Raw genomic sequence first — 21,623 nt, 5'->3', positions numbered from 1 at the left:
AACAACACCCCGGGGCTCGGGCGGGGTTTTTTTTTTGCGGGGGCCGGGGGGGGGGCCGGGGTCGGATCCCGCTGCGAAGCAGAGGGCTCCGACCCCTTTCTCCAATGCCGTCAACACGGCATGAAACTTGCCCCCGATGGCCGTCGCAGAACCGCTGTGTGCCCCTTCACCACCCGCTGCAATCTGAGCAATGGGTCACGGCCTGCCGCGTCTCACTTGTCCTAGCCTTGGCCTGCGAAACCGCCGGGGAGGCGGTTGCCCGGGGAACTCGGATGGCACGCGTGCTGGTGGTGGGAACCGATATCCAGGGCGAGCAGGCACTGCTGCAGCGCCTGCGTGTGGCCTCGGCATTGCCCGACGGGCAGATCCGCCGCAGCCAGGATCTGGACGACTGCGATCTGCTGGTGATCCGCGATACGCCGGCACTGCGCAATGCGGCACTGCGCATGCGCCAGCAGCGGCCCCGCCTGCAGTGCTGGATAGAAGACATCGGCGGGCAGCTGCGCCGCGGCGATGGTGGCCACGATGTGCTGGACGACGGCGCCATCGGCCATGCATTGCGCGGCATGCAGGCCGCACCGCCGTCCACACCGGTACGCCTGGCCGACGGGGCCCATGCCATCACCCGCCTGCTGCGCGAGCGCCTGCCGTTGCGCCAGGGCCAGTTGCAGCTGGGCCTGGATGGCCAGCCCCTGCTGCTGATGGATATCGACCAGGACCAGGCGGTGCTGTTGCAGGAGCCGGCCGCGCAACTCGTGGAGCGCCTGGCCGACGGATTCGAACGCCTGCAGCTAGATGCGCTCACGGCCGCGCAGCTGCAGGCGCTGGCCGGTACGCGGGCGCGCCAGCCACTGCGCCCGCTGCTGTGGCAATGGGCGCAGCGCAGCCGCCACTGGCAGGCGCTGGACGAGCGCCTGCGCGGGGCCACGGTGAAGCTGCTGCGTTGGCCGGATTTCCGCGTGCTGGGCCACGATCACGATGCCTTCCGCCTGTGCTCGCTGCTGCTCAAGCGCGCCAGTACGGTGGACGAATGCGCGATGCTGCTGGAGCTTCCCGCCGCGGCCGTGCGTGATTTCGTGCATGCGGCCTACCTGTGTGGTTACGCCCAGTTGCAGGGTTCGGCCATATCCACGGCCACGCCGCTGCGCAGCACCAGCCCAGACCCTGGCCTGCTGGCCCGTCTGTGGCGCAGCCTGCGCGGGAACGAGCGCCATGCGTGAACACAAGGTGGTGGTGCTGGGCGGCATGGGCAGCGGCAAATCGACGCTGGTACGCAGCATCGCGGCCGGCGCGGTGATTGATACCGATGTGGCCAACAATGATCGCGGCGGTGCCGACAAAGCATCGACCACTGTGGCCCTGGACTACGCCGATATCGACCTGCCCAACGGCGAACGCCTGCGCCTGTACGGCACGCCGGGCCAACAGCGCTTCGACTTCCTGTGGCCGATCCTGCTGCAGGGTGCGGGCGGTGCGGTGCTGCTGCTGGACGCCCGTCGCAGCGGCGTGGCCACCGAACTGGACACCTACCTGCTGGCCCTGCAGCCCTTCGCCGGTTCGCTGGCGCTGGTGGTGGCGGTCACCCACCTGGACCTGGCACCGGCGGGGGCACTGGACGACTGGGCGGCACGCGCCGTGCTGGACGGACAACCGCTGCCGCTGCTGCCACTGGATGCCCGCGATCGTGAGCAGGGACTGCTGCTGATGGATGTACTGATGAGTGAAATGGAAGCGCACGCCCTGGTGGCCGCGCATGGCTGACGGACAGCCGGCCCTGCTGCCGGACGAACGACAACGCGCCCGCCTGCAGCCGTTGTTGCACGACCTGCGCCAGCGCGTGGAAGGCGTGCGTGCGGTGGTGCTGGCCAGCGTGGATGGCTTTGCAGTGGTCAGTGCCGGTGCCGAAGGGCGCGGTGAACGGCTGGCGGCGATGACCAGCGCCATGCTGGCGCTGGCTGGCGCGGTGGGCCGCGAACTGGTGCTGGGCGAACTGCAGACGCTGATGCTGGAGGCCGCCGGCGGCAAGGTGCTGATGCTGGCCATTACCGCCGAAGGGCGCGCACCGCTGCTGCTGATGGCCGCGTGCGACCAGCGAAGCGTGATCGGCCAGGTGCTGTGGCAGAGCAGGGAATGTGGCCGGGAGATCCTGGCCGAACTCGGCGGAACGTGAGCCCGGCCGCAGGGGAACCAGGGGCTCGAACCAACAAGATGAAGGGGAGCGCACGTGGCTGGACTGACTGAATCGCTGAATGCACTGATGGGTATCGACGGCGCGCAGGCCGTGGCCCTGGTCGATTACGAGAGCGGCATGCTGCTGGGCGAGGCCGGCGCGGGCATGGACATGGAGGTGGCGGCCGCCGGCAACACCGAAGTGATCCGCGCCAAAATGAAGACCGCCGCCTCGCTGAACCTCAACGACAGCATTGAAGACATCCTGATTTCGCTGGGCAAGGCGTACCACATCATGCGCCCGGTGGCGCGCAAGAAGGGCCTGTTCTTCTACATCGTGCTGGACCGGACCAAGAGCAATCTGGCACTGGCCCGGCGCAAGGTGCAGGACGTGGAAGCCGAACTGGCGATCTGACCGCCGGCTTTCGTAGAGTCGAGCTTGCTCGACTGCTTCTACTCAAAGCAGTCGAGCAAGCTCGACTCTACGGAAAGGCAGTCGAGCAAGCTCGACTCTACACAAGCTACCCCACGGCGGCGTATGGTTGGCCCATGGCCGCCCTCGACTTTCCCCCGGAACTGCCCCTGCGCCTTGCCCAGGCCGTCGCGGCCGGCTTCGAGGATTACCACGCGCGCTTCGCCGCGATCACGGCGCGCGCGCGCGGCCGCTTCGAGCAGCGCGATTGGGTCGGCGCGCGCCAGGACGCGGTCGAGCGCATTGCCCTGTACGACCGGTGCATTGCCGAACGCATGGATGCCCTGCGGCGGTTGGCCGGCGGGGCCGTCGGCGAGCGCGCGCTGTGGCTGCAGGTGCATGCGCACTTCACCACCCTGCTGCAGGGGCTGATCGACGCCGAGCTGTACAAGACCTTCTACAACACGCTGTCACGGCGCTTGTTCGGCACCCGCGGCGTCGATCCGGCGGTGGAATTCATCGCCTTCGACATCGAACCCTCCGATGCGATTACCCACCCGGTGGCCCGCCACACCTACTCGGTCTCGGCCACCCGGCCGGTGGAGGCCCTGCAGCGGGTGCTGGCCGACTATCGTTTCGATGTGCCGTATGCCCACCAGTTGCGCTGCGCTGCGGCCATCGCGGTGCGCCTGCAGGATGACCTGGCCCACTGGGGCGATACCCCGGTGCGCAGCATCGAACTGCTGGATACGGTGTTCTACCGCGAGCGCCGCGCGTACCTGGTGGGTCGTGTATTTGGCGAACACCGTTTCTCGCCCTGCGTGATTGCCCTGGTGAACGATGCCGGCGGCCTGCGTGCCGACGCCGTGCTGACCCGCCGGCGCGATGTCGCCCACCTGTTCGGTGTATCGCGCAGCTACTTCCAGGCCGACCTGGCCACGGTGGGCGATGCGGTGGTGTTCCTGCGCAGCCTGCTGCCGGGCAAACCCATCGATGAGCTGTACACCGTGCTGGGCCGCGCCAAACAGGGCAAGACCGAGCGCTACCGTACGTTCTTCCGCCATTTCGGCGACCATCCCAACGAACAGCTGGTGCATGCCGAAGGCACGCCGGGCATGGTCATGGCGGTGTTCACCCTGCCCAGCTATCCGCTGGTGTTCAAGCTGATACGCGACCGCTTCGCCTGGCCCAAGGCCATGTCGCGGCAGCAGGTGGAAGAGAAATACGCGCTGGTGTTCAACCTGGACCGGGTGGGGCGCCTGCTGGACGCGCAACCGTATCGGCACCTGCGCTTCCCGCGCGCGCGCTTCGCCCCGGCGCTGCTGGACGAGCTGCTGCAGCAGTGCGCGCAGAGCGTGCGCGTGGATGGCGATGAGATCGAGATCGCGCTGTGCTACGTGCAGCGCCGATTCCGTCCGTTGAATCTGTACCTGCGCGAACAGAGCGGCGACGCGGTGCGTGCAGCGGTGCTGGACTACGCGCAGGCGATCACCGACATGGCGCGCAACAACATCTTCCCGGGCGACATGCTGCCGAAGAACTTCGGCGTATCGCGGCACGGGCGCGCGGTGTTCTACGACTACGACGAACTGTGCCTGGTCAGCGAATGCGTGTTCCGCGCCTGGCCGCAGCCGCGCTCGCCGGAAGAGGCCATGGCCGACGAACCCTGGTTCCATGTGGGGCCGCGTGACGTTTTCCCCGAGCGCTTCGGCCCGTTCATGGGGCTGCCCGCGCAGGAGCTGGCGGCGGTGCGCGAGCACTATCGCCATCTGTTCGATCCCCTCTGGTGGCAGGGCCTGCAGGACCGCTTCGCGGCCGGCGACTACCCCGATACTCCCCCTTACGCGGCGGCGCACCGCCTGGCCTGAGCCTTGGATGCCCTGCCCGGGATGGGGTAGCCTGTGGGCTTCATGCACAAGGAGTGGCTGTGATGCGTAGATCTCTTTTCCTGGCCGTGGCCCTGGCAGTGGGTGCCGGCGCAGTGACCTTCGACAGCGCGCAGGCGCAGACCGCGCGCCAGGTGCGCAAGCAGGCCGAAGCCAGCATGACGCTCAGTGGCGTCATCGACATCGGGCGCGAAGGCCAGGTCGAAGGATTCCAGCTGGATCATCGTGACAAGGTCGCCGTTGACGTGGCGGCGATGGTGGATGGCGCCGTGAAGTCCTGGCGCTTCGAGCCGGTACGGGTCGATGGTCAGTCCGTGCCTGCGCGTACCGAGGTGCGCCTGCGCCTGCAGGCGGCCAACATGGCCGACGGCACGATGCAGGTGCGTCTGGCGGACGCGAATTTTGGCCCGGCGCCAGATGCGCACGCGAAGAACACCGATGATGTCACCGCCGTGCGCATGCAGCCGCCGGCGTTTCCCTCCCGTGCCGCGGAGATCCGGGGCCAGGGCCAGGTGATGCTGCTGCTCAAGGTGGGGCGCGATGGCAAGGTTGCCGACGTGATCGCCGAGCAGACCAATCTCACTGTGGTTGCACCCGAGCGCACCATGCAGATGCTGCGTGACGCGTTTGCCAAGGCAAGCATCGGCGCGGCCCGCAGCTGGACCTTCAACCCACCGACCACGGGTGAGGACAAGGACCGCGAGTTCTGGACCCTGCGGGTGCCGGTCACGTATGCCTTCGATTCGAAAGAAACGCGTTATGGGCGCTGGTCGGCCTATATTCCCGGCCCGCGTCAGCCAGCGCCGTGGAAGACCGGCGAAGACGGGAAAGCCACCGGCACCGACCTGCTGCCCGAAGGCGGCGTCTACATGGTTGGCCGCGACGACGGCCCGCGCCTGTTGACCCCGCTGGGCTGAGGCGGCGCCGCCATGCCCGCACGCTCAATCGGCGTGCGGGTACACCACCACCTGGTTGCGGCCCTGTTCCTTGGCCAGGTACAGGGCCTTGTCGGCCAGCCGCAACGCCTGCTCCACATCGGCATGGAAGCTGGGGAAATGGGCCACGCCCAGCGACACGGTGATCGTGCCGACCGGGGCGAAGGCTTCGTCGGCGATGTGCCGGCGCAGCCGTTCGGCGGCCTGGCGTGCGGCATCGGTGCCGACGCCCGGCAACAGCAGCAGGAACTCCTCGCCGCCGGCGCGGCACAGCACATCGGTTTCGCGCGAATGCCGGCGCATCTGTTCGGCAATATGCACGATGGCGGCATCGCCCACATCGTGGCCGTGCGTGTCGTTGATTGACTTGAAGCGGTCGATGTCCAGCGCCACGATCGCGAACGGTACGCCCTGCGCCTGCAGCAGCTCCAGTGCGTGCTGCAGGCCACGGCGGTTCAGCAGCCCGGTCAGCGGGTCGGTGCGGCTGGCCCGGTTCAGCGAACCGATGCGGTCCTGCAGGGCGTTGAAGCTGTACAGCACCGCCTGCTTCAACTGCGCCACTTCGAAATACCAGGCGCGGATGCCGGTCACGTGGTTGATCGCGTTGCCGGTGTCTTCGCCTTCCTGCACGTTGCGCGCCAGCTGCCACAGCGGCATCGAGATGCGCCGCGCGAACCACCAGGTGATCAGCAGCGACAGCACGCCCAGCGGAATGGCATTCCAGATGACCGAGCTCATCAGGCGCGACAGCGGCTGCAGGGTCGCCTCGGTGGGCCGCTGGGCGATGATGCCCCAGCCGGTGGCCGGCACCGGCGCGTAGCCGGACAGCTGGGCCACGCCATGGTTGTTGACCAGCTGCTGGCTGCCGGAACGGCCGCGCATCACCGCCTTCACCGCCGGGTTGTCCAGCGCGTAGGTGCCGACTTCCCTGGCATCGTTGTGGTAGATGATGCGACCGTTGTGGTCCACCACGTACAGGTACGAGCCATCGCGGTAATAGTGTTTGCCCAGCAGGGTGTGCAGGGCGCTGCGCTGGCGCAGATACAGGGTGCCGCTGACGTAGCCCAGGTAGCGGCCCTGGCGGTCGAAGACGGGGTGCGACAGTGAAATCAGCAGCTTGCCGGTGGCCGACTGGTAGGGATCGCTGATCAACGGCTGGCGCCGTGCCAGGGCCATCTGGCTGCCCACGCTCTTCAGCACTTCGCCCTGCAGCTGCAGGGTCTGCGGCGAGGTTGCAATGACCAGGCCATCCACGTTCACCACCAGCGAAGAGTTGAAGCTGCTGGACTGCAGCTGCAGGCGGCTGGCCTCGCGCTGCGCCTGTTCGGGTTCCAGGCCGGTTTCACCCAGCCGGGTTGCGGCGTAGGCCAGCTGCTGCTGCGCCGACAACAGGAAGTTCTGCGTGGTCTCGGCCAGTTTGCTGGCGTAGACCCGGTTGGCTTCCAGGGTGTTGCCCACCAGCTGGTCGCGCTGCACGCGGTAGCTGGCCAGCAGGGTATTGGCCAACGCAATGAGCGTACTCAGCAGGGCCAGCGCAAGAATCAGCTTGCCCAGGTTCAGGCGGTTGGAGATCGGTGGCATGCGGCAGCGGAGCGCGGCACGAACAATCGCAGCCAGCGCAGACGGTGGGGGAACCGCCATTATGGGCACATCCGCAAGCCTTGGGGTTAAGCACGGTGCCCCGGTGTCATCGTTGCAGGCGGCGCCGCAACGTATCGCGCACGCGTTCGGCACCGGCCGCCTCCAGCGGAGCGAGCACGCCACGCGCGTCCTGCGGCACATGCGCGGCTGTATGTTCGCCCGCCTCGAACACATAGTGGTCAAGCATCGTGCGCCAGTGTGCGCGTTGTTCCGGCGGCAGGTCGCGCAGTGCAAGGATGGCCAGCATCAGCGCGTTCATCGGTGAATCCATCCACGCCGGCACCGGTCGCCACCAGCTGTTCACCAGCACGTTGAACGCTTCCAGCCCTTCCATGTGGTGCCACCACAGCGACGGAATGAACACCGCATCGCCGGGCGCCAGCTCGGCCACCTGGGCCTGCGCCCACGCCTGGGCGAAGCGCGGGAAGCGCTGCAGGTCCGGCGCATGGAAATCGACCAGGCTGATCGCCTGCCCGGCCGGGGTGAAATCCAGCGGCCCCACGTACAGGTTGTCGATCTGTTCCGGTGCGAACAGGGTGACGCGGCGGCGGCCGGCCGCCACGCAGGCCAGGTTGTCCGGCACGTCCTGGTGGGCGGCGATGCGCGAGCGGTTGCCGATCCAGATGCTGGCCAGCGGGTCGGCCACGCCGAGGTGCAGCGGATTGGCCTGGCTGAAACCGGGCAGGAAGCTGTCCAGCGTGGTCGACGCCACATAGATGGACGGTGGCGCGGGATCACTGGCGTACTTCAGCAACGTGGCCAGCACCACCTTCAGCGGAATCTGTTCGCGGCGGAAATTGAAGCCGCTCATGTCTTCGTTGTAGAACAACCGGCCGCGGGTCTCGGGCGCGGCGGTGGTCGCCGTTACCGGCATCTGCCCATGGTCGAAGCCGGCCAGGTGGGCCACCGCTTCGGCCGCGGAGTGGCGCGCTGCAGCGACCAGTGGCCAGTGCGCCACCAGCCCACGGATCACCTTCGGCGTCGTCCAGATGGGCAGCTGCACGTGCAGCTGTGCCGGGTCCATGCCGTGGATCTCTTCGATGGGGCGGGGCTGGGGCAGCATGCGCGGGTATCCGGGGCAGTGTGGAGCCGGGCCTGGGCTCGGCTCCACACTACTGCAGCCGGTCAGAACTTGTAACGCACGCCGAACATGTAGCGCGGCCCGGTCTGGGTGGCGTAGCGCAGCATGTTGGTGTGGCGCGAGTAGGTGCGCATGGTCTCGTCGGTCAGGTTGATCGCCTCCAGGCTCAGGCTCAGCTGCTCGCTTACCGCGTAGCTGATGTTCAGATCCAACTGACCGTAGGCGGCGGTGTAGTTCGGGTTCGGGCCCTGGCCACCGATGCCGTTGAGGAACTTGTCGCGCCAGTTGTAAGCCGCGCGGACCTGCCAGGCGTTCTTGTCGTAGAACGCAACCAAGTTGGCCGAGTCGCTCAGGCCGATCATCGGGTACTGGTCACCCAGGCTGAGGTTGTTGAAGGTCAGCCCGGACTTCACCTTGGTGTAGTTGGCGGCCACGCCGAAACCGGACTGGCCGAACAGGTGCTGCACCGCCACTTCCCAGCCATCGAGGTGGTCCGAATGCTGGTTTGCCGGCACGGTGATGTCGAAGCCGGCCATCGGGTCGGTCGGCAGGCCTTCGATGGTGCCGGTCAGCTGCCCGGCCGAATTGACACCGGTGAAGTTCACGCCCGGGTCGCCGGCGTGGTTGGTGAAGATGTAATCGCGGATGCACGGCATGTCGGTGCCGCCGCACGAAGCCAGCGCCTCGTTCCAGTACGCACCACCGACCGGCGTGTGCAGGTTGCCGGCGTTTTCGCGCACCACGGTGTCGCTGATGAAGTTCTTGATGTTCTTGCGGAAGAAACCGGCCGAGGCGTAGCTGCCTTCGCCGTAGTACCACTCCAGCGACAGATCGAAGTTGTCCGAGATCAGCGGCTCCAGCCCGGGGTTGCCGCGGCTGCCGCTGCCGCCCTGGGTGCGCACGATGTCGGCCAGCGACTGGCCGCTCTGGATCTGCGTCCAGCTGGGCCGGCCCAGCGTGCGGCTGTAGCTGCCGCGCAGTGCCAGCGTCTCGCTCAGATCCAGCTTCAGGTCGACATTGGGCAGCACGTAGTCGTACTTGCCGCGGCCACCGACGAAGCTGCTTTCCGGTGCGTACACGATGTTCAGTTCATTGGCCGAGCCCCAACTGATGCCCGTGGGCACGCGCACCATCGCGCTGGATTCCACCTCGGTCTGTTCGTAGCGCACGCCGGCAGCCACGTGCAGCGGCATCGACCAGTCGAAGGTGGTGCGGTACTGCAGGAAGGCGCTGCGGGTCTTTTCGGTGGTGCGGATGTCTTCGGAGTACTCGGTGGGCGCGTAGTAGCAGGTCGGGCAGGCCGGATCGGCGTCGGTGCCGACCTGCGCGGCGCGGTCGATCAGGCGGTCGAAGTCGAACACCAGGAACTGGCCGGTCAGGCGCGGATCGCTGTGCCCGGAGAAGGCCTTGAAGTACTTGGCCATGTTGTCCGCATACCAGATGTCATCGGCATAGTCGGACGGCGAGCCCAGGCCGCCCCAGGTATTGCGCTGCATGATGGCCGAGGCCGAGCGGTTTTCCACCTGGGTGTGGCCGATGCCGAAATCCAGTGCCGAGTAGTCGGCGAAGCGGAACGTGCCGCGGCCCTGGTACTGCTGCACCTTGGATTTGTTGTAGCTGTTCTGGAACACCGAGCCGGTGACCAGCGCATCGGACGCCTGCACACCCCCCGGCGGCAGGGCGATGTTGATGATCGGCAGGTCACCGCTGTAGTCGACGGTGGTCTTGCCGCGCACGAAGGCGGCCACGCCGAGCACGCCGGCCGAGCCGTAGGGGCTGTCCGGCTGCGATTCGGCCTGGGAATTGTGTGCGTCGAACGACAGGTCCAGCGCGTCGTTCACTTCCCAGTCCACGTTGAACCCGAGCGAGTGCATGTCGGTCTTGGTCGCCAGCCGCGCACCACCCATCGACACGTCCGAGTTGGTCATGTCCTCGCTGTAGATGATCGGCGCCGCCACCGGGCCATTGGTCCAGGTGCTGTCGCCCGGGCCGTAGTTGAACCACACCGACAGCTCGCTGCGCTGCTGCTGCACCTTGTTCTCGACATAGGTGTAGTCCAGCGTGGTGGTGACATTGTCGGCCGGCTTCCACTGGAAGGTGGCCTGCGCGTTGGTGCGCTGGCGCTGCACGCCATTGACGTTGTACGCGGTGTTCTGCGGCCGCCCATACACATCGTTCGGACCCGGCCGGTTGGTGATGCGGTCCGAGTAGCCCTGGCCCGGCTGCGGCAGGGCACGGCCGTCAGTGGTGTTGTTGCCGTAGAACGTGGCCCAGCCCTCGGCCACGGTGGCCTGGTTGAAGCCCGAATCACGCTCCTGGTGGCTGGCACTGAGCGACACGCCGAAGCGGTCGTCGGCATAGCGCTGGCTGAAGATGCCCGACAGTTCGCCGGTCACGTTGGAACCCTGCAGCGTGCGCGGCAGGTTGTCGTTGGACGAATCGTTGACCGCCTTCAGGCCGAGGCTGATCACCGGTTCCGATTCGAGCGGGCGCAGAGTCTTGATGTTGATGGTGGCACCGATGCCGCCGGCCGGATTGTCGGCGCGGCTGGTCTTGTAGACCTCCACCGCCGAAATCGATTCCGAGGCGAGATTGGCGAAGTCGAACGAGCGCGACCCGTTCAGGCCACCACCGCCGTTGCCGAGATTGGACGCCGGCATCTGCCGGCCATTCAGCAGCACCAGGTTGTAGTCGGGGCCGATGCCGCGCACGGTCACCTTCGAGCCTTCGCCACTGGACGTGCGGTCGATCGAAACACCGCTGATGCGCTGCAGTGATTCGGCCAGGTTGGTATCGGGGAACTTGCCGATGTCCTCGGCAACGATGCCATCAACCACGCCCTGGCTGTCGCGCTTGAGGTTCATGGAAGACTGCAGGCTGCCGCGGATACCGGTGACCTGCACCGTATCGAGCGTGGCCGGGTCGGGAGCTTCGCCGGCAGGTGCGTCCTGCGCCCAGGCCGGTGCAGCGAGCGCTGCCAGCAGCGCGGAAGTGAGCATCGTCTTGCGAGGTACTGCCTTGTACGTCTTCATGGAAGCTCCCTCCCCAGGGAATTCGGTGGTGTCGTTGCGGCGTCTTCTCGATGGCGGGTTACTGCACGTGGCCGGATTGGAGCGATGGTTGACAGCGTTGTCAACAAACTGCCATCAAGTGCGCCTCGGCAACGTGCGCGCAGGCCGCGATGTAACCGTTGCCATGAACGCGCTCATGCTGATGAATTGCCTTTGGTTGCAGCATTTCCAGCGGTTTTCAAGCCATGACAGCGCTGCCAATGGATCGCTGCAACGGTGTTGTGCGGTGCAGAACAGAACTGCGCGGATGCAGGCGCAGCGTGCTGGAGGCGAGGGTGCTGCTGTGATTGACAGCGCTGGACAAACGGAATGCCCAGGGATGTCGTGCATGTCCTCTGCATGGCGTGAATCAATGACCGATAGGACAGGTTCTGGACACGACAACGACGACGGACGGACAACGCATGCAGCGCAGTGTGCGCGTGCAGGCTTGTCATCGCGCACGGCAAAGCCGCCGCCGCTCGCGTGCATGCACGTGTGTGGGAACCGGCAACGGACGCGCAGGTCCACTGCGGCAGGGGGCGTCAGCGTCGGCGCGGTGCGGCGGTCGATTCGCGGTCCAGCACCGCGTGTTCGACCGTGATCATGCGTCCGGCCGTCTCGGTACGGATGTGCTCGATCAGCTGCTCGGTGGCCAGCCGGCCCATATGCGCGGTCGGCTGGCGCACGGTGGTCAACGCCGGGTAGATGTGGCCCGCGATGGGCGTGTCGTCGAAGCCGCACACCGACAGGTCGCGCGGCACGCGCAGGCCACGCTCGCCCGCCACGCGGTACACCGCGGCGGCCATGTCGTCGTTGGCGGCGAAGATCGCCGTCGGCGGGTCATCCAGGTCAAGCAGGAGGTTGGCCGCGTCCACGCCGGACTCGAAAGAGAACTGGCCGCTGACCACCAGTGCCGGGTCGTAGGCGATGCCTGCCTCGCGCAGCGCTTGGCGGTAACCGGCGTGGCGCCACTGGCAGGCACCGTGCGCGCGCGGGCCCTTGATGTGGCCGATGCGGCGATGGCCCTGCGCGACCAGGTGGCCGATCAGTTCGACCACTGCGGTGGTTTCATCCATGCGCACGCCGATGCGGCCTTCCGGGTGGCGTGGCGCGATGCAGGCGAAGGGAATGTCCTGCTCTTCCAGGTAGGACAGCACCACCTCATCGTCGGTCAGTGGCGGGATCAGCACCACGCCGTCCGGACGCGAGTTCTCGAACAGCGCGGCCAGGTCGGGCAGGGTGCGGCGGCCGATGCCGACCGGGCCCAGGATCAGGTTGTAGTGCTGGGCATGACACGCTTCCAGCATGCCGCTCTGGATTTCCATCAGGTAGTTGCGCGACGGATTGTTGTAGACCAGCGCCAGTGCATACGAGCGCTGGCCGGCCAGGCTGCGCGCCGACAGGTTCGGCTTGTAGCCCAGCCGCGCCACCGCCGCCAGCACGCGTTCACGGGTCTGCTCGCGTACGTTCGGCTCATGGTTGAGCACGCGGGACACGGTCTTGATCGACACTCCGGCAACGGCGGCGACATCCTCGATTCGACTGCGCATGGTGCGATGGTTCCTCCTGGAAGGCGGCGGGCACGCGGCGATGGTAGTGCGTGCCGGCCCGGTCGATGTTGCCGAAGCAGGCGGATGTTGCCACGACATGAGGGGCGCTGGCACCTCCCGATTTCGTGTCGCGATGCAGCACCCGCGCAGGCCGTCGGCATGCGATGGGCGCGCCGGAGCCCGCTGTTGTGGGACACGCGCCCGGTTGCACACGAACAACGATTGACAGCAGCGGGGACGCCTTATATGACAGCGCTGTCAGGAGCGGTGCGCAAGCGCCCATGCCGACGTGTTGCCGCAGCCGAACACGCCAGGAACTTCATCCACGGAGGTAGAGCCCAGTGAATCGCCCCACCCAGACCCTTCTTGCCAGCTGCCTGCTGGCCGCCCTTGCCGCGCCCGTGGGTGCCGCACCGGCCAGCGGCGAACGCCTGCAGGACTGGCCGCGCGTGCACAGCGCGATCGCCACCAATGCGCAGCTCGAAAGCCGCGTGCAGCAGATCCTTTCGCAGATGACGCTGGCGCAGAAGATCGGGCAGATGACCCAGGCCGAGATCAAAACGATTACGCCCGAGCAGGTGCGCCGCTACTACATCGGTTCGGTGCTCAACGGCGGCGGCTCGTGGCCGGGCATGGACAAGCACGCCACCGTGCAGGACTGGATGAAGCTGGCTGACGCCTACCACGCTGCTTCGCTGGCCACCGATGCGAAGACGCCGGTGCCGGTGATCTGGGGCACCGATGCGGTGCATGGCCACAACAACGTGCTGGGCGCCACCCTGTTCCCGCACAACATCGGCCTGGGCGCGGCCGGCGATCCGGAACTGATCGAGCGCATCGGCGAGGCCACCGCGCGTTCGGTGCGCGCCACCGGCATCGGCTGGGTGTTCGCGCCCACCTTGGCCGTCGCGCACGATCCGCGCTGGGGCCGCACCTACGAAAGCTATTCGTCCGACCCGGCGGTGATCCGCAGTTTCGCCCACGCCTACGTCAAGGGCGCGCAGGGCGCGTTCAAGGATGACGGCAACGTGGTCACCACCGCCAAGCACTACCTCGGCGATGGCGCCACCGACAGCGGCCGCGACCAGGGCGAGGCGCTGGTCGACAAGGCGACGATGATCAACGTGCATGCGCAGGGCTACTACGGCGCGCTGGCCGAAGGCGCGCAGACGGTGATGGCCTCGTTCAACAGCTGGAACGATCGTGCCGCCGGCGTCGACTACGGCAAGATGCACGGCAGCAAGGCGCTGCTGACCGACGCGCTGAAGGACAAGATGGGCTTCGACGGCTTCGTCGTCTCCGACTGGAACGGCATCGCCCAGGTGCCGGGCTGCCGCAACGACAGCTGCGCGCAGGCGATCAACGCCGGCATCGACATGGTGATGGTGCCCGACGACTGGAAGGCCTTCATCGACAACACCACCGCGCAGGTGCAGAAGGGCGAGATCACGATGGCGCGCATCGACGATGCGGTGACGCGCATCCTGCGGGTGAAGCTGCGCGCCGGCCTGTTCGAGCACAAGCCGTCCGACAGCCGCTATGCCGGTGATGCCAGCGCCGTGCAGCACCGCGAACTGGCGCGCCGTGCGGTGCGCGAATCGCTGGTGCTGCTGAAGAACGACGACAAGGTGCTGCCGTTGCGCCGCGATGCGCGCGTGCTGGTGGTCGGCAAGGGCGCCGACAACATCGGTGACCAGTCCGGTGGCTGGTCGCTGACCTGGCAGGGTACCGAGAACAAGAACGCCGATTTCCCCAACGCCGATTCGGTGCTGGGCGCGCTGCGCGCCGAGCTGGGCGCGGACAAGGTCCGCTTCAGTGCCGATGGCCAGGGCGTCGACCCGAAGGCGTTCGACGTGGTGCTGGCGGTGATCGGCGAGACGCCGTATGCGGAAACCAACGGCGACATCCTGGCCTCGGACACCGTCAGCCACAGCCGTGCCTACCCGCAGGACCTGGCCGCGCTGAAGGCGGCGGCCGCGACCGGCAAGCCGGTGGTGACGGTCTACCTGTCCGGTCGCCCGATGTACACCAACGACCTGCTCAACCTGTCCAGCGCCTTCGTCGCAGCCTGGCTGCCGGGCACCGAAGGCAAGGGCGTGACCGACGTTCTGGTGGCCGGCAAGGGCGGCAAGCCCGCGCATGATTTCCGCGGCCGCCTCAGCTTCCCGTGGCCGGGCGTGCCCTGCCCGGCACCGATCGACCAGCCCGATGCGAAGAAGCCGTCGCTGTTCGCGCTCGGCTATGGCCTCAGCTACGCCAAGGGCGGCAAGGTCGCCCGTCTCGACGAGGCCGACCCGGACAGCTGCGGCGAAGTGACCGTGCTGCCGATCTTCAACCGCGCCGACACGCCGCCGTTCGCGCTGCACGTGGCGGCTGCTGGCGCGACCCAGCCGCTGGGCAATGATCTGAATGCCACCCTGCGCTGGCCGACTTCCACGCCGGTGGTGCAGGTGCGCACCGTGCAGGTGAACACCCAGCAGGATGCCAAGGAAGTGACCTGGCTGGCCCCGGCGCAGCTGATCGCACGCAGCACCTCGCGGCGCAACCTGGGCGCCCTGGCGCGCAGCAACGGCGCGTTGCAGTTCGACGTGCAGCTGGTGAAGCGCCCGGCCTCGCCGGTGATGGTGACCATGCAGTGCGGCAGTGGCTGCGAGGGCGGGGTGGACATCGCCCCGTTGCTGGCCAAGCTCTCGCCCGGGCAGAAGCAGACGGTGACCGTGCCGCTGGCGTGCTTCGCCAAGCAGGGTGTGGCACTGGGTGCGGTGGAAGCGCCGTTCGTGGTGACCGCGGACAAGCCGTTTGCTGCAGCGTTCACCCAGGTCAAGCTGACCGCCAACACGGCCAACGCCGAGGGTGCGGTGGCCTGCCCGTAAGCCGCGCGCCCGTGCGGGCGCACGCCGGTCCGCGCGGCAAAACGGGATGCTGTTCCGTCCGTTGATCCTGGTGCGCCGTTACACTGGCGCGCCAGGAAACGATCCGCGCATGGCGTGGATTCACACACAAGGACGATCATGCGGCGTTTGTTCCAGAGCGTGCGGCTGCTGCCGTACGCCTCGACCGTGAATGTCAGGCTTGTCGGCGAAGCGCAGGCCCTGCTGCAGCAGGTGCGCGAGGGCGCCTACGCCTCGGCTTCGGCCACCATGGCCGGGGTGCATGAAGGCGACCAGGTGAACTTCTATGCCTGTCTGGGTGAGCTGAAGGACGCCATGGCGATTGCTGCGCAGTGGCTCGCCGCCGAACCCGACTCCGCCGATGCTGCGCTGCTGCTGGCCTTCGCCGAACTGGGGGAAGCGTGGCGCGTACGCGGCGAGGATTACTACGACGACATTCCCGCTGCGCGCAGGCGCGCGTTTCCGCTGAAGTTCCAGGCCGCGCAGACGCGGTTCAAGGAACTGGCCGCGCGCATCGATCCGCCGCCGTTGGCGTTCTATGGGATGCTGCATTGCGATGTGGTGTGTGACATCGAACGTGATGCGCGCAGCGAGCGCTTCGCACAGGTAATGGCGATGGTCCCCTTCCACGCGCCGTCGGTGCACATGCTGGCCAAGGCCAGCATGGGCAAATGGGACGGCAGCGATGAGCAGATGTGGGCGTACCTGCGCTGGATCAGCGCGCACGCACCGCGTGGCCGCGATGCGCATGCGGTGATCGCCTGGCACGTGGTGGAATGGGCCGAGACGTGGGTGGACGAGTGCAATGCACCGCTGGAAATCGTCGGCGTGGTGCGCGGGCAGAGTGCCCGGACTGGCGGACCTGGTGCGCAAGGCGCTACTGGACTGGCTGGACGTGCAACCCGCCGGGCTGGCACCCGCATTGGCCGGGCTCACGTCCCTGCGCGAACGCCGTCACCTGAGCCAGTTCGCATTGGCGCTGTACTTCAGCGGTGCGTGGGAAGAAGCGCGTGTGGTGATGCAGGCGCAGGGCGGCAAGGTGCCGGTGGAGCCGTGGTGCTATCTGGCCTACCGCGGCAGCAGCATCCTCAGTGAAATGTTGGGCGGCACCCTGCGCTGCGCCGGCCTGGCCCACGACCGCATCTGCCGTGACATCGGCCTGGACCCGCGGCAGGTCTGCGCGTAAACCCATGCCGCCGGGCATGGCCCGGCGCTACCCGGGGGGATGCATCCGCCGGGCATGGCCCGGCGCTACCGGTAGATCCACGCCATGCGTGGATGGGGCCGTCCCGAAAGCAAAAAAAGCCCCGCAATGCGGGGCTTTTTTCTTATCGCTTCATGGAACCGAAGAACTCGTCGTTGGACTTGGTGTTCTTCATCTTGTCCAGCAGGAATTCCATCGCGGCCATTTCATCCATCGGATGCAGCAGCTTGCGCAGGATCCAGATCTTCTGCAGCAGTTCCGGTTCGATCAGCAGGTCTTCGCGGCGGGTGCCCGAACGGTTGATGTCGATGGCCGGGAACACACGCTTTTCAGCGATGCGACGGCTCAGGTGCACTTCGCTGTTGCCGGTGCCCTTGAACTCTTCGTAGATCACCTCGTCCATCTTCGAGCCGGTGTCGACCAGCGCGGTGGCGATGATGGTCAGGCTGCCGCCTTCTTCCACGTTGCGCGCAGCACCGAAGAAGCGCTTCGGGCGGTGCAGGGCGTTGGCGTCCACACCACCGGTCAGCACCTTGCCCGAGCTCGGCACCACGTTGTTGTAGGCGCGTGCCAGGCGGGTGATCGAGTCCAGCAGGATCACCACGTCCTTCTTGTGTTCGACCAGGCGTTTGGCGCGCTCGATCACCATTTCGGCCACCTGCACGTGGCGTGCGGCCGGTTCGTCGAAGGTCGAGCTGATGACTTCGCCGCGCACGGTGCGCTGCATTTCGGTCACTTCTTCCGGGCGCTCGTCGATCAGCAGCACGATCAGGTGCACGTCCGGGTGGTTGGTGGTGATGGCCGTCGCCACCTGCTGCATCATCATCGTCTTACCGGCCTTCGGCTGGGAAACGATGAGCGAACGCTGGCCCTTGCCCTGCGGCGCCATCAGGTCGAGGATGCGGCCGGTGATGTCTTCGGACGAGCCGTTGCCGCGCTCGAGGGTGAAGCGGCGACGCGGGAACAGCGGGGTCAGGTTCTCGAACAGCACCTTGTTCTTCGACGCTTCGATCGGCTCACCATTGATGGTGTCGACGATGTTCAGTGCGAAGTAGCGCTCGCCGTCCTTCGGGAAGCGGATGCGGCCGGAGATGTGGTCGCCGGTGCGCAGGTTGAAGCGGCGGATCTGGCTGGGCGAGATGTAGGTATCGTCCGGGCCGGCCAGGTAGCTGGCTTCGGCCGCGCGCAGGAAGCCGAAGCCGTCCGGCAGGATTTCCAGCACGCCGTCGGCGGCGACGCCGTCACCGTGGCGGGTCAGCACCTTCAGCAGGGCGAAGATCACGTCCTGCTTGCGGGCGCGGGCGACGCCTTCGGAGATCTGCAGCTGCTCGGCGATTTCCAGCAGCTTCTGCGCCGGCATGCGCTTGAGGTCGCTCAGCGAATAGACCGGGAAACCTTCCGGCACGTTGGCGTGCGGGCGCGGCACGAAGGGCTGCTGCTCGCCGCCGTCCTGCGGCATGCCGTCATCGCGGCCACCGCGGTTGCGGTCACGGTCGCGACGGTTGCGGAAGCGGTCGCGGCGGTTGCCCTGGCCCTGCTGGCCGTTCTGGTTGTAGGGATTGTTGTTCTGGCCCTGGTTCTGGCCGCCACCCTGACCACCCTGGTGGTTCTGCTGGCGCGGCTGGCCGGATTCGCGGCCTTCGCCGGCGTCACCGCCGCCGGAGGCGGGGGCTTCAGCGGCGGGCGCGCTCGGCGCGGGGGCGGCTGCGGCCGGTGCCGGCGCTTCGGGCGCGGCTGCCAGCGGCAGGGTCGGCTGCGCGGGGGCAGCGCTGGTTTCGGCGGCTGCCGGAGCGGCGGCCTTGCTCACGCGGGGCTTGCGCACGCGCTTTTCGGCGGGCGCATCGGCGCTGCCGGTTTCGGAAGTGTGATCGGACAAGAGCGTTATTCCTCGCTTGAAGGTGCGAGCGCCCGGCTGGGGCGGCGAACGTTGGGAATGGGTCTGGAAGAAACTGCGTCCAGAGGGTGCGGCACGCGAACGCGGCCGGATATGCCGACACTATCATCGGCCCGCGGCGCCTTGCAAGGGTCACCGGGAGTGGCATTCATGCGGGCGCGGGGCACCCAGCGGCAGCCGCGGTCAGCGGCTGCCGTGGAACAGCAGGATCAGGCCAGGGCCTTGTCCAGCAGGCCGGCCAGCTGGGCCTTGCCCACCGCACCGATCTGCTCGCCCACCTTTTCGCCGTCCTTGAAGACGACCAGGTAGGGAATGGAACGCACGTGGTACTTGGCGGCCAGCGCACGGTTGTTGTCGACATTGACCTTGGCGATCTTGGCGCGGCCCTGGTAGGCGTCGGCCAGTTCGTCCAGCGCCGGGGCGATCATCTTGCACGGGCCACACCACTCGGCCCAGAAATCGACCAGCACCGGTTCCTTGGAATTCAGCACTGCGCTATCGAAGTCGGCATCGCCGACGTGTACAACCTTGTCGCTCATCTTGGTTTCTCGTCTTGGATTGCACCCGGCCAGGCCGGAGGTGGGTGAACTGGGCCATGCCCGGTGGCGCGACCCTCGTCGTTGCCTCGCGGCGGTATGCCACGGTGCGTTCGGCGGGATGCCTGGACGCTCACGGCCGGCAGTGTACCCCTATCGCAGCGCGGGGACAGAGGCTGGCTGGAACCCAGCGTATCGTGACCGTGTCCGACGACGGTATGTGTCGGATTTCACTGTCTTCCCGGAATATGGGGGCACCTGACGGCCGGCCCAGGCCCCGCCTGCGGCGGGCGTTCAAGTGCGGTGTGGCTGGGTGAAGAGGGGGCTGCAGGGCGCGTCTCTTGGCTGGCTGAGACAGGTGCGCGGGATTGCCGGCCCGGTTGCGGTAAACTGAGGCATTGTGCGGCGTGCGGACCGGGTGGTCCCAGCCTGCCAACCCGCCGCAGGGGCCGCAGTTTGCGACGGTGCCCCTAGACGATGAAGTGCCAGCCGCCCCACGGGCCGGCGGCCATACCAAGACGGACTCATGAGCGACAAACCGCTGACCGATTTGACCTTCTCCTCCTTCGAGCTGCACCCGGCCCTGCAGGCGGGCCTTGAAGGAGCCGGATTCACCCGTTGCACCCCCATCCAGGCGCTGACCCTGCCGGTCGCGCTGCCCGGTGGCGATGTCGCCGGCCAGGCCCAGACCGGCACCGGCAAGACGCTGGCCTTCCTGGTCGCTGTCGTAAATCGCCTGCTGACGCGCCCGGCGCTGGCCGACCGCAAGCCGGAAGATCCGCGCGCACTGATCCTGGCGCCGACCCGCGAACTGGCCATCCAGATCCACAAGGATGCGGTGAAGTTCGGTTCCGACCTGGGCCTGCGTTTCGCCCTGGTCTACGGCGGCGTGGACTACGACAAGCAGCGCGAGCTGCTGCAGCAGGGCGTGGACGTGATCATCGCCACCCCGGGCCGCTTGATCGACTATGTGAAGCAGCACAAGGTGGTTTCGCTGCACGCCTGCGAAATCTGCGTGCTGGACGAAGCCGACCGCATGTTCGACCTGGGCTTCATCAAGGACATCCGCTTCCTGCTGCGCCGCATGCCCGAGCGCACCACCCGGCAGACCCTGCTGTTCAGCGCCACCCTCAGCCACCGCGTGCTGGAGCTGGCCTACGAACACATGAACGAGCCGCAGAAGCTGGTGGTCGAAGCCGAGACCATTACCGCTGCGCGCGTGCGCCAGCGCATCTACTTCCCGGCCGACGACGAGAAGATCCCGCTGCTGCTGGGCCTGCTGTCGCGCAGCGAAGGCGCGCGCACCATGGTCTTCGTCAACACCAAGGTGTTCGTCGAGCGCGTGGCGCGTTCGCTGGAAAAGGCCGGCTACCGCGTGGGCGTGCTGTCCGGTGACGTGCCGCAGAAGAAGCGTGAGAGCCTGCTCAACCGCTTCCAGAAGGGCCAGCTGGAAATCCTGGTGGCCACCGACGTGGCCGCCCGCGGCCTGCACATCGACGGCATCAAGTACGTCTACAACTACGATCTGCCGTTCGATGCCGAAGACTACGTGCACCGCATCGGCCGTACCGCGCGCCTGGGCGAAGAGGGTGATGCGATCAGCTTCGCCTGCGAGCGCTACGCGATGGGCCTGCCGGACATCGAGGCTTACATCGAGCAGAAGATTCCGTCCGAGCCGGTTACCAAGGAACTGCTGACCCCGCTGCCGCGCCCGGAACGTCCGGCCCCGGCCGCTGGCGAAGAAGGCGAGGAGAACGAGAGCGTCGGCCAGATCTTCCGTGAAGCGCGCGAAGCCCGCGCTGCCGAGGAAGAGCGCCGTGGCGGTGGCCGCAGTGGTGGCCGCTCCGGCGGTGGCCGTGGCGAGCGCCGTGACGGTGAACGCAGTGGCGAGCGTCGCCCGCGTGGCCCGCGCAAGCCGCGCGTGGAAGGCGAGCAGACGGCCGCCGCTCCGGTCGAGGGTGCCGAGGCCGCCGTGGCCCAGGCCCCGCGTCCGCCGCGCCCGCCGCGCGCCGAAGGTGCAGTGGAAGGCGCCGCCGAGGGCGAGCGCAAGCCGCGCAAGCGCCGTCGTCGTCGCCACGGCCGTCCGGTCGAAGGCGCCGAAGGCGTGCAGACCTCGTCGGGCAACGGCGCCAACCCGGTCACCCCGGTGCAGGTGGTGGCCAAGCCGGTGCGCACCGCCGCCGATACCGGTGATTCGTTCCTGACCCGCATCGGCCGCAAGATCCGCCGGATGCTGTCGGGCAGCTGATCGGCGCCGCCGATCAGCGGGTAGCGCCGGGCCATGCCCGGCGAGCGCAGCGGCAGATCGAGATTCCGCCAGGCATGGCCTGGCGCTACCAAGCGCCGCCGATCATCGGGTAGCGCCGGGCCA

Annotated in this window: 15 protein-coding genes; 9 read left to right on the top strand and 6 right to left on the bottom strand. The window is 67.4% G+C overall.

From position 1 onward, the window contains the following. Positions 1–272 precede the first annotated feature (272 nt). The 6 genes from IAE58_RS06315 to IAE58_RS06290 all read left to right on the top strand — a co-directional run bounded on the left by IAE58_RS06315 (position 273) and on the right by IAE58_RS06290 (position 5,384). Positions 273–1,220 carry a hypothetical protein gene (locus IAE58_RS06315; RefSeq protein WP_199933052.1) on the top strand — a complete coding sequence of 316 codons (948 nt, stop codon included), beginning with the start codon at positions 273–275 and terminating at the stop codon, positions 1,218–1,220. Continuing rightward, on the top strand, positions 1,213–1,761 hold the full coding sequence (locus IAE58_RS06310) for an ATP/GTP-binding protein (RefSeq protein ID WP_199933053.1): 549 nt from the start codon (positions 1,213–1,215) through the stop codon (positions 1,759–1,761). The genes IAE58_RS06315 and IAE58_RS06310 overlap by 8 nt, the downstream gene beginning before the upstream one ends. Further along, entirely contained in the window at positions 1,754–2,170 is a 417-nt protein-coding gene (locus IAE58_RS06305; RefSeq protein WP_108751061.1) for a roadblock/LC7 domain-containing protein, read from the top strand. Before IAE58_RS06310 ends, IAE58_RS06305 begins: the two co-directional genes overlap by 8 nt. Positions 2,171–2,224: 54 nt before the next feature. Next, entirely contained in the window at positions 2,225–2,584 is a 360-nt protein-coding gene (locus IAE58_RS06300; RefSeq protein ID WP_108751060.1) for a hypothetical protein, read from the top strand. Positions 2,585–2,718: 134 nt separating this feature from the next. Then, positions 2,719–4,449: a bifunctional isocitrate dehydrogenase kinase/phosphatase gene (gene aceK, locus IAE58_RS06295; protein WP_199933054.1), complete on the top strand. Its 1,731-nt coding sequence runs from the start codon at positions 2,719–2,721 to the stop codon at positions 4,447–4,449. A 62-nt stretch (positions 4,450–4,511) separates the two neighbouring features. After that, the gene (locus IAE58_RS06290; RefSeq protein ID WP_233614766.1) at positions 4,512–5,384 is read left to right on the top strand and encodes an energy transducer TonB; all 873 of its coding nucleotides are present in this window, start codon (positions 4,512–4,514) and stop codon (positions 5,382–5,384) included. A 24-nt stretch (positions 5,385–5,408) separates the two neighbouring features. On the opposite strand, the gene IAE58_RS06285 is transcribed toward IAE58_RS06290, so the two are convergent. The 4 genes from IAE58_RS06285 to IAE58_RS06270 all read right to left on the bottom strand — a co-directional run bounded on the left by IAE58_RS06285 (position 5,409) and on the right by IAE58_RS06270 (position 12,727). Continuing rightward, the gene (locus tag IAE58_RS06285; RefSeq protein WP_199933056.1) at positions 5,409–6,983 is read right to left on the bottom strand and encodes a sensor domain-containing diguanylate cyclase; all 1,575 of its coding nucleotides are present in this window, start codon (positions 6,981–6,983) and stop codon (positions 5,409–5,411) included. A gap of 106 nt (positions 6,984–7,089) precedes the next feature. Beyond that, a complete protein-coding gene (locus tag IAE58_RS06280; RefSeq protein ID WP_199933057.1) occupies positions 7,090–8,106 on the bottom strand; it encodes a cupin-like domain-containing protein in 1,017 nt (338 codons plus the stop codon). A 62-nt stretch (positions 8,107–8,168) separates the two neighbouring features. Further along, positions 8,169–11,156: a TonB-dependent receptor gene (locus tag IAE58_RS06275; RefSeq protein WP_199933058.1), complete on the bottom strand. Its 2,988-nt coding sequence runs from the start codon at positions 11,154–11,156 to the stop codon at positions 8,169–8,171. 563 nt (positions 11,157–11,719) lie between these two features. Beyond that, complete coding sequence (locus IAE58_RS06270; protein ID WP_199933059.1) at positions 11,720–12,727, bottom strand: LacI family DNA-binding transcriptional regulator; 1,008 nt, start codon at positions 12,725–12,727, stop codon at positions 11,720–11,722. Positions 12,728–13,068: 341 nt separating this feature from the next. On the opposite strand from IAE58_RS06270, the gene IAE58_RS06265 reads away from it, so the two are divergent. Continuing rightward, on the top strand, positions 13,069–15,600 hold the full coding sequence (locus tag IAE58_RS06265; protein WP_199933060.1) for a glycoside hydrolase family 3 protein: 2,532 nt from the start codon (positions 13,069–13,071) through the stop codon (positions 15,598–15,600). Positions 15,601–15,738: 138 nt separating this feature from the next. After that, positions 15,739–16,713, top strand: coding sequence for a hypothetical protein (locus IAE58_RS06260; RefSeq protein WP_199933061.1), 975 nt, complete (start codon positions 15,739–15,741; stop codon positions 16,711–16,713). A gap of 233 nt (positions 16,714–16,946) precedes the next feature. Here the strand turns inward: IAE58_RS06260 and rho are convergent, their stop codons facing one another. Both rho and trxA read right to left on the bottom strand, forming a co-directional pair. Beyond that, entirely contained in the window at positions 16,947–18,698 is a 1,752-nt protein-coding gene (rho, locus tag IAE58_RS06255; RefSeq protein WP_108754357.1) for a transcription termination factor Rho, read from the bottom strand. A 227-nt stretch (positions 18,699–18,925) separates the two neighbouring features. Beyond that, positions 18,926–19,255 (bottom strand): thioredoxin, encoded by a 330-nt coding sequence (trxA, locus tag IAE58_RS06250; RefSeq protein ID WP_025878607.1) that lies wholly within the window; start codon positions 19,253–19,255, stop codon positions 18,926–18,928. Between the two features lie 523 nt (positions 19,256–19,778). Between trxA and rhlB the strand changes: the two genes are divergently transcribed. After that, the gene (rhlB, locus tag IAE58_RS06245) at positions 19,779–21,500 is read left to right on the top strand and encodes an ATP-dependent RNA helicase RhlB (protein WP_108754356.1); all 1,722 of its coding nucleotides are present in this window, start codon (positions 19,779–19,781) and stop codon (positions 21,498–21,500) included. Positions 21,501–21,623 lie beyond the last annotated feature (123 nt).

It is taken from the genome of Stenotrophomonas sp. S49, assembly GCF_016624905.1.
In the GTDB taxonomy this organism is placed as follows: Bacteria; Pseudomonadota; Gammaproteobacteria; order Xanthomonadales; family Xanthomonadaceae; genus Stenotrophomonas.
Note: the sequence above shows the minus strand (reverse complement) of the source record. Positions and strands in the feature narration are given on the sequence as shown.

Excerpts from the sequence above, each read along its gene's own strand:
- IAE58_RS06315 (WP_199933052.1), top strand. The coding sequence starts at position 273 with ATGGCACGCGTGCTGGTGGTGGGAACCGATATCCAGGGCGAGCAGGCA.
- IAE58_RS06310 (WP_199933053.1), top strand. The coding sequence starts at position 1,213 with ATGCGTGAACACAAGGTGGTGGTGCTGGGCGGCATGGGCAGCGGCAAA.
- IAE58_RS06305 (WP_108751061.1), top strand. The coding sequence starts at position 1,754 with ATGGCTGACGGACAGCCGGCCCTGCTGCCGGACGAACGACAACGCGCC.
- aceK (WP_199933054.1), top strand. The coding sequence starts at position 2,719 with ATGGCCGCCCTCGACTTTCCCCCGGAACTGCCCCTGCGCCTTGCCCAG.
- IAE58_RS06290 (WP_233614766.1), top strand. The coding sequence starts at position 4,512 with ATGCGTAGATCTCTTTTCCTGGCCGTGGCCCTGGCAGTGGGTGCCGGC.
- IAE58_RS06285 (WP_199933056.1), bottom strand. The coding sequence starts at position 6,983 with ATGCCACCGATCTCCAACCGCCTGAACCTGGGCAAGCTGATTCTTGCG.
- IAE58_RS06280 (WP_199933057.1), bottom strand. The coding sequence starts at position 8,106 with ATGCTGCCCCAGCCCCGCCCCATCGAAGAGATCCACGGCATGGACCCG.
- IAE58_RS06275 (WP_199933058.1), bottom strand. The coding sequence starts at position 11,156 with ATGAAGACGTACAAGGCAGTACCTCGCAAGACGATGCTCACTTCCGCG.
- IAE58_RS06270 (WP_199933059.1), bottom strand. The coding sequence starts at position 12,727 with ATGCGCAGTCGAATCGAGGATGTCGCCGCCGTTGCCGGAGTGTCGATC.
- IAE58_RS06260 (WP_199933061.1), top strand. The coding sequence starts at position 15,739 with ATGCGGCGTTTGTTCCAGAGCGTGCGGCTGCTGCCGTACGCCTCGACC.
- trxA (WP_025878607.1), bottom strand. The coding sequence starts at position 19,255 with ATGAGCGACAAGGTTGTACACGTCGGCGATGCCGACTTCGATAGCGCA.
- rhlB (WP_108754356.1), top strand. The coding sequence starts at position 19,779 with ATGAGCGACAAACCGCTGACCGATTTGACCTTCTCCTCCTTCGAGCTG.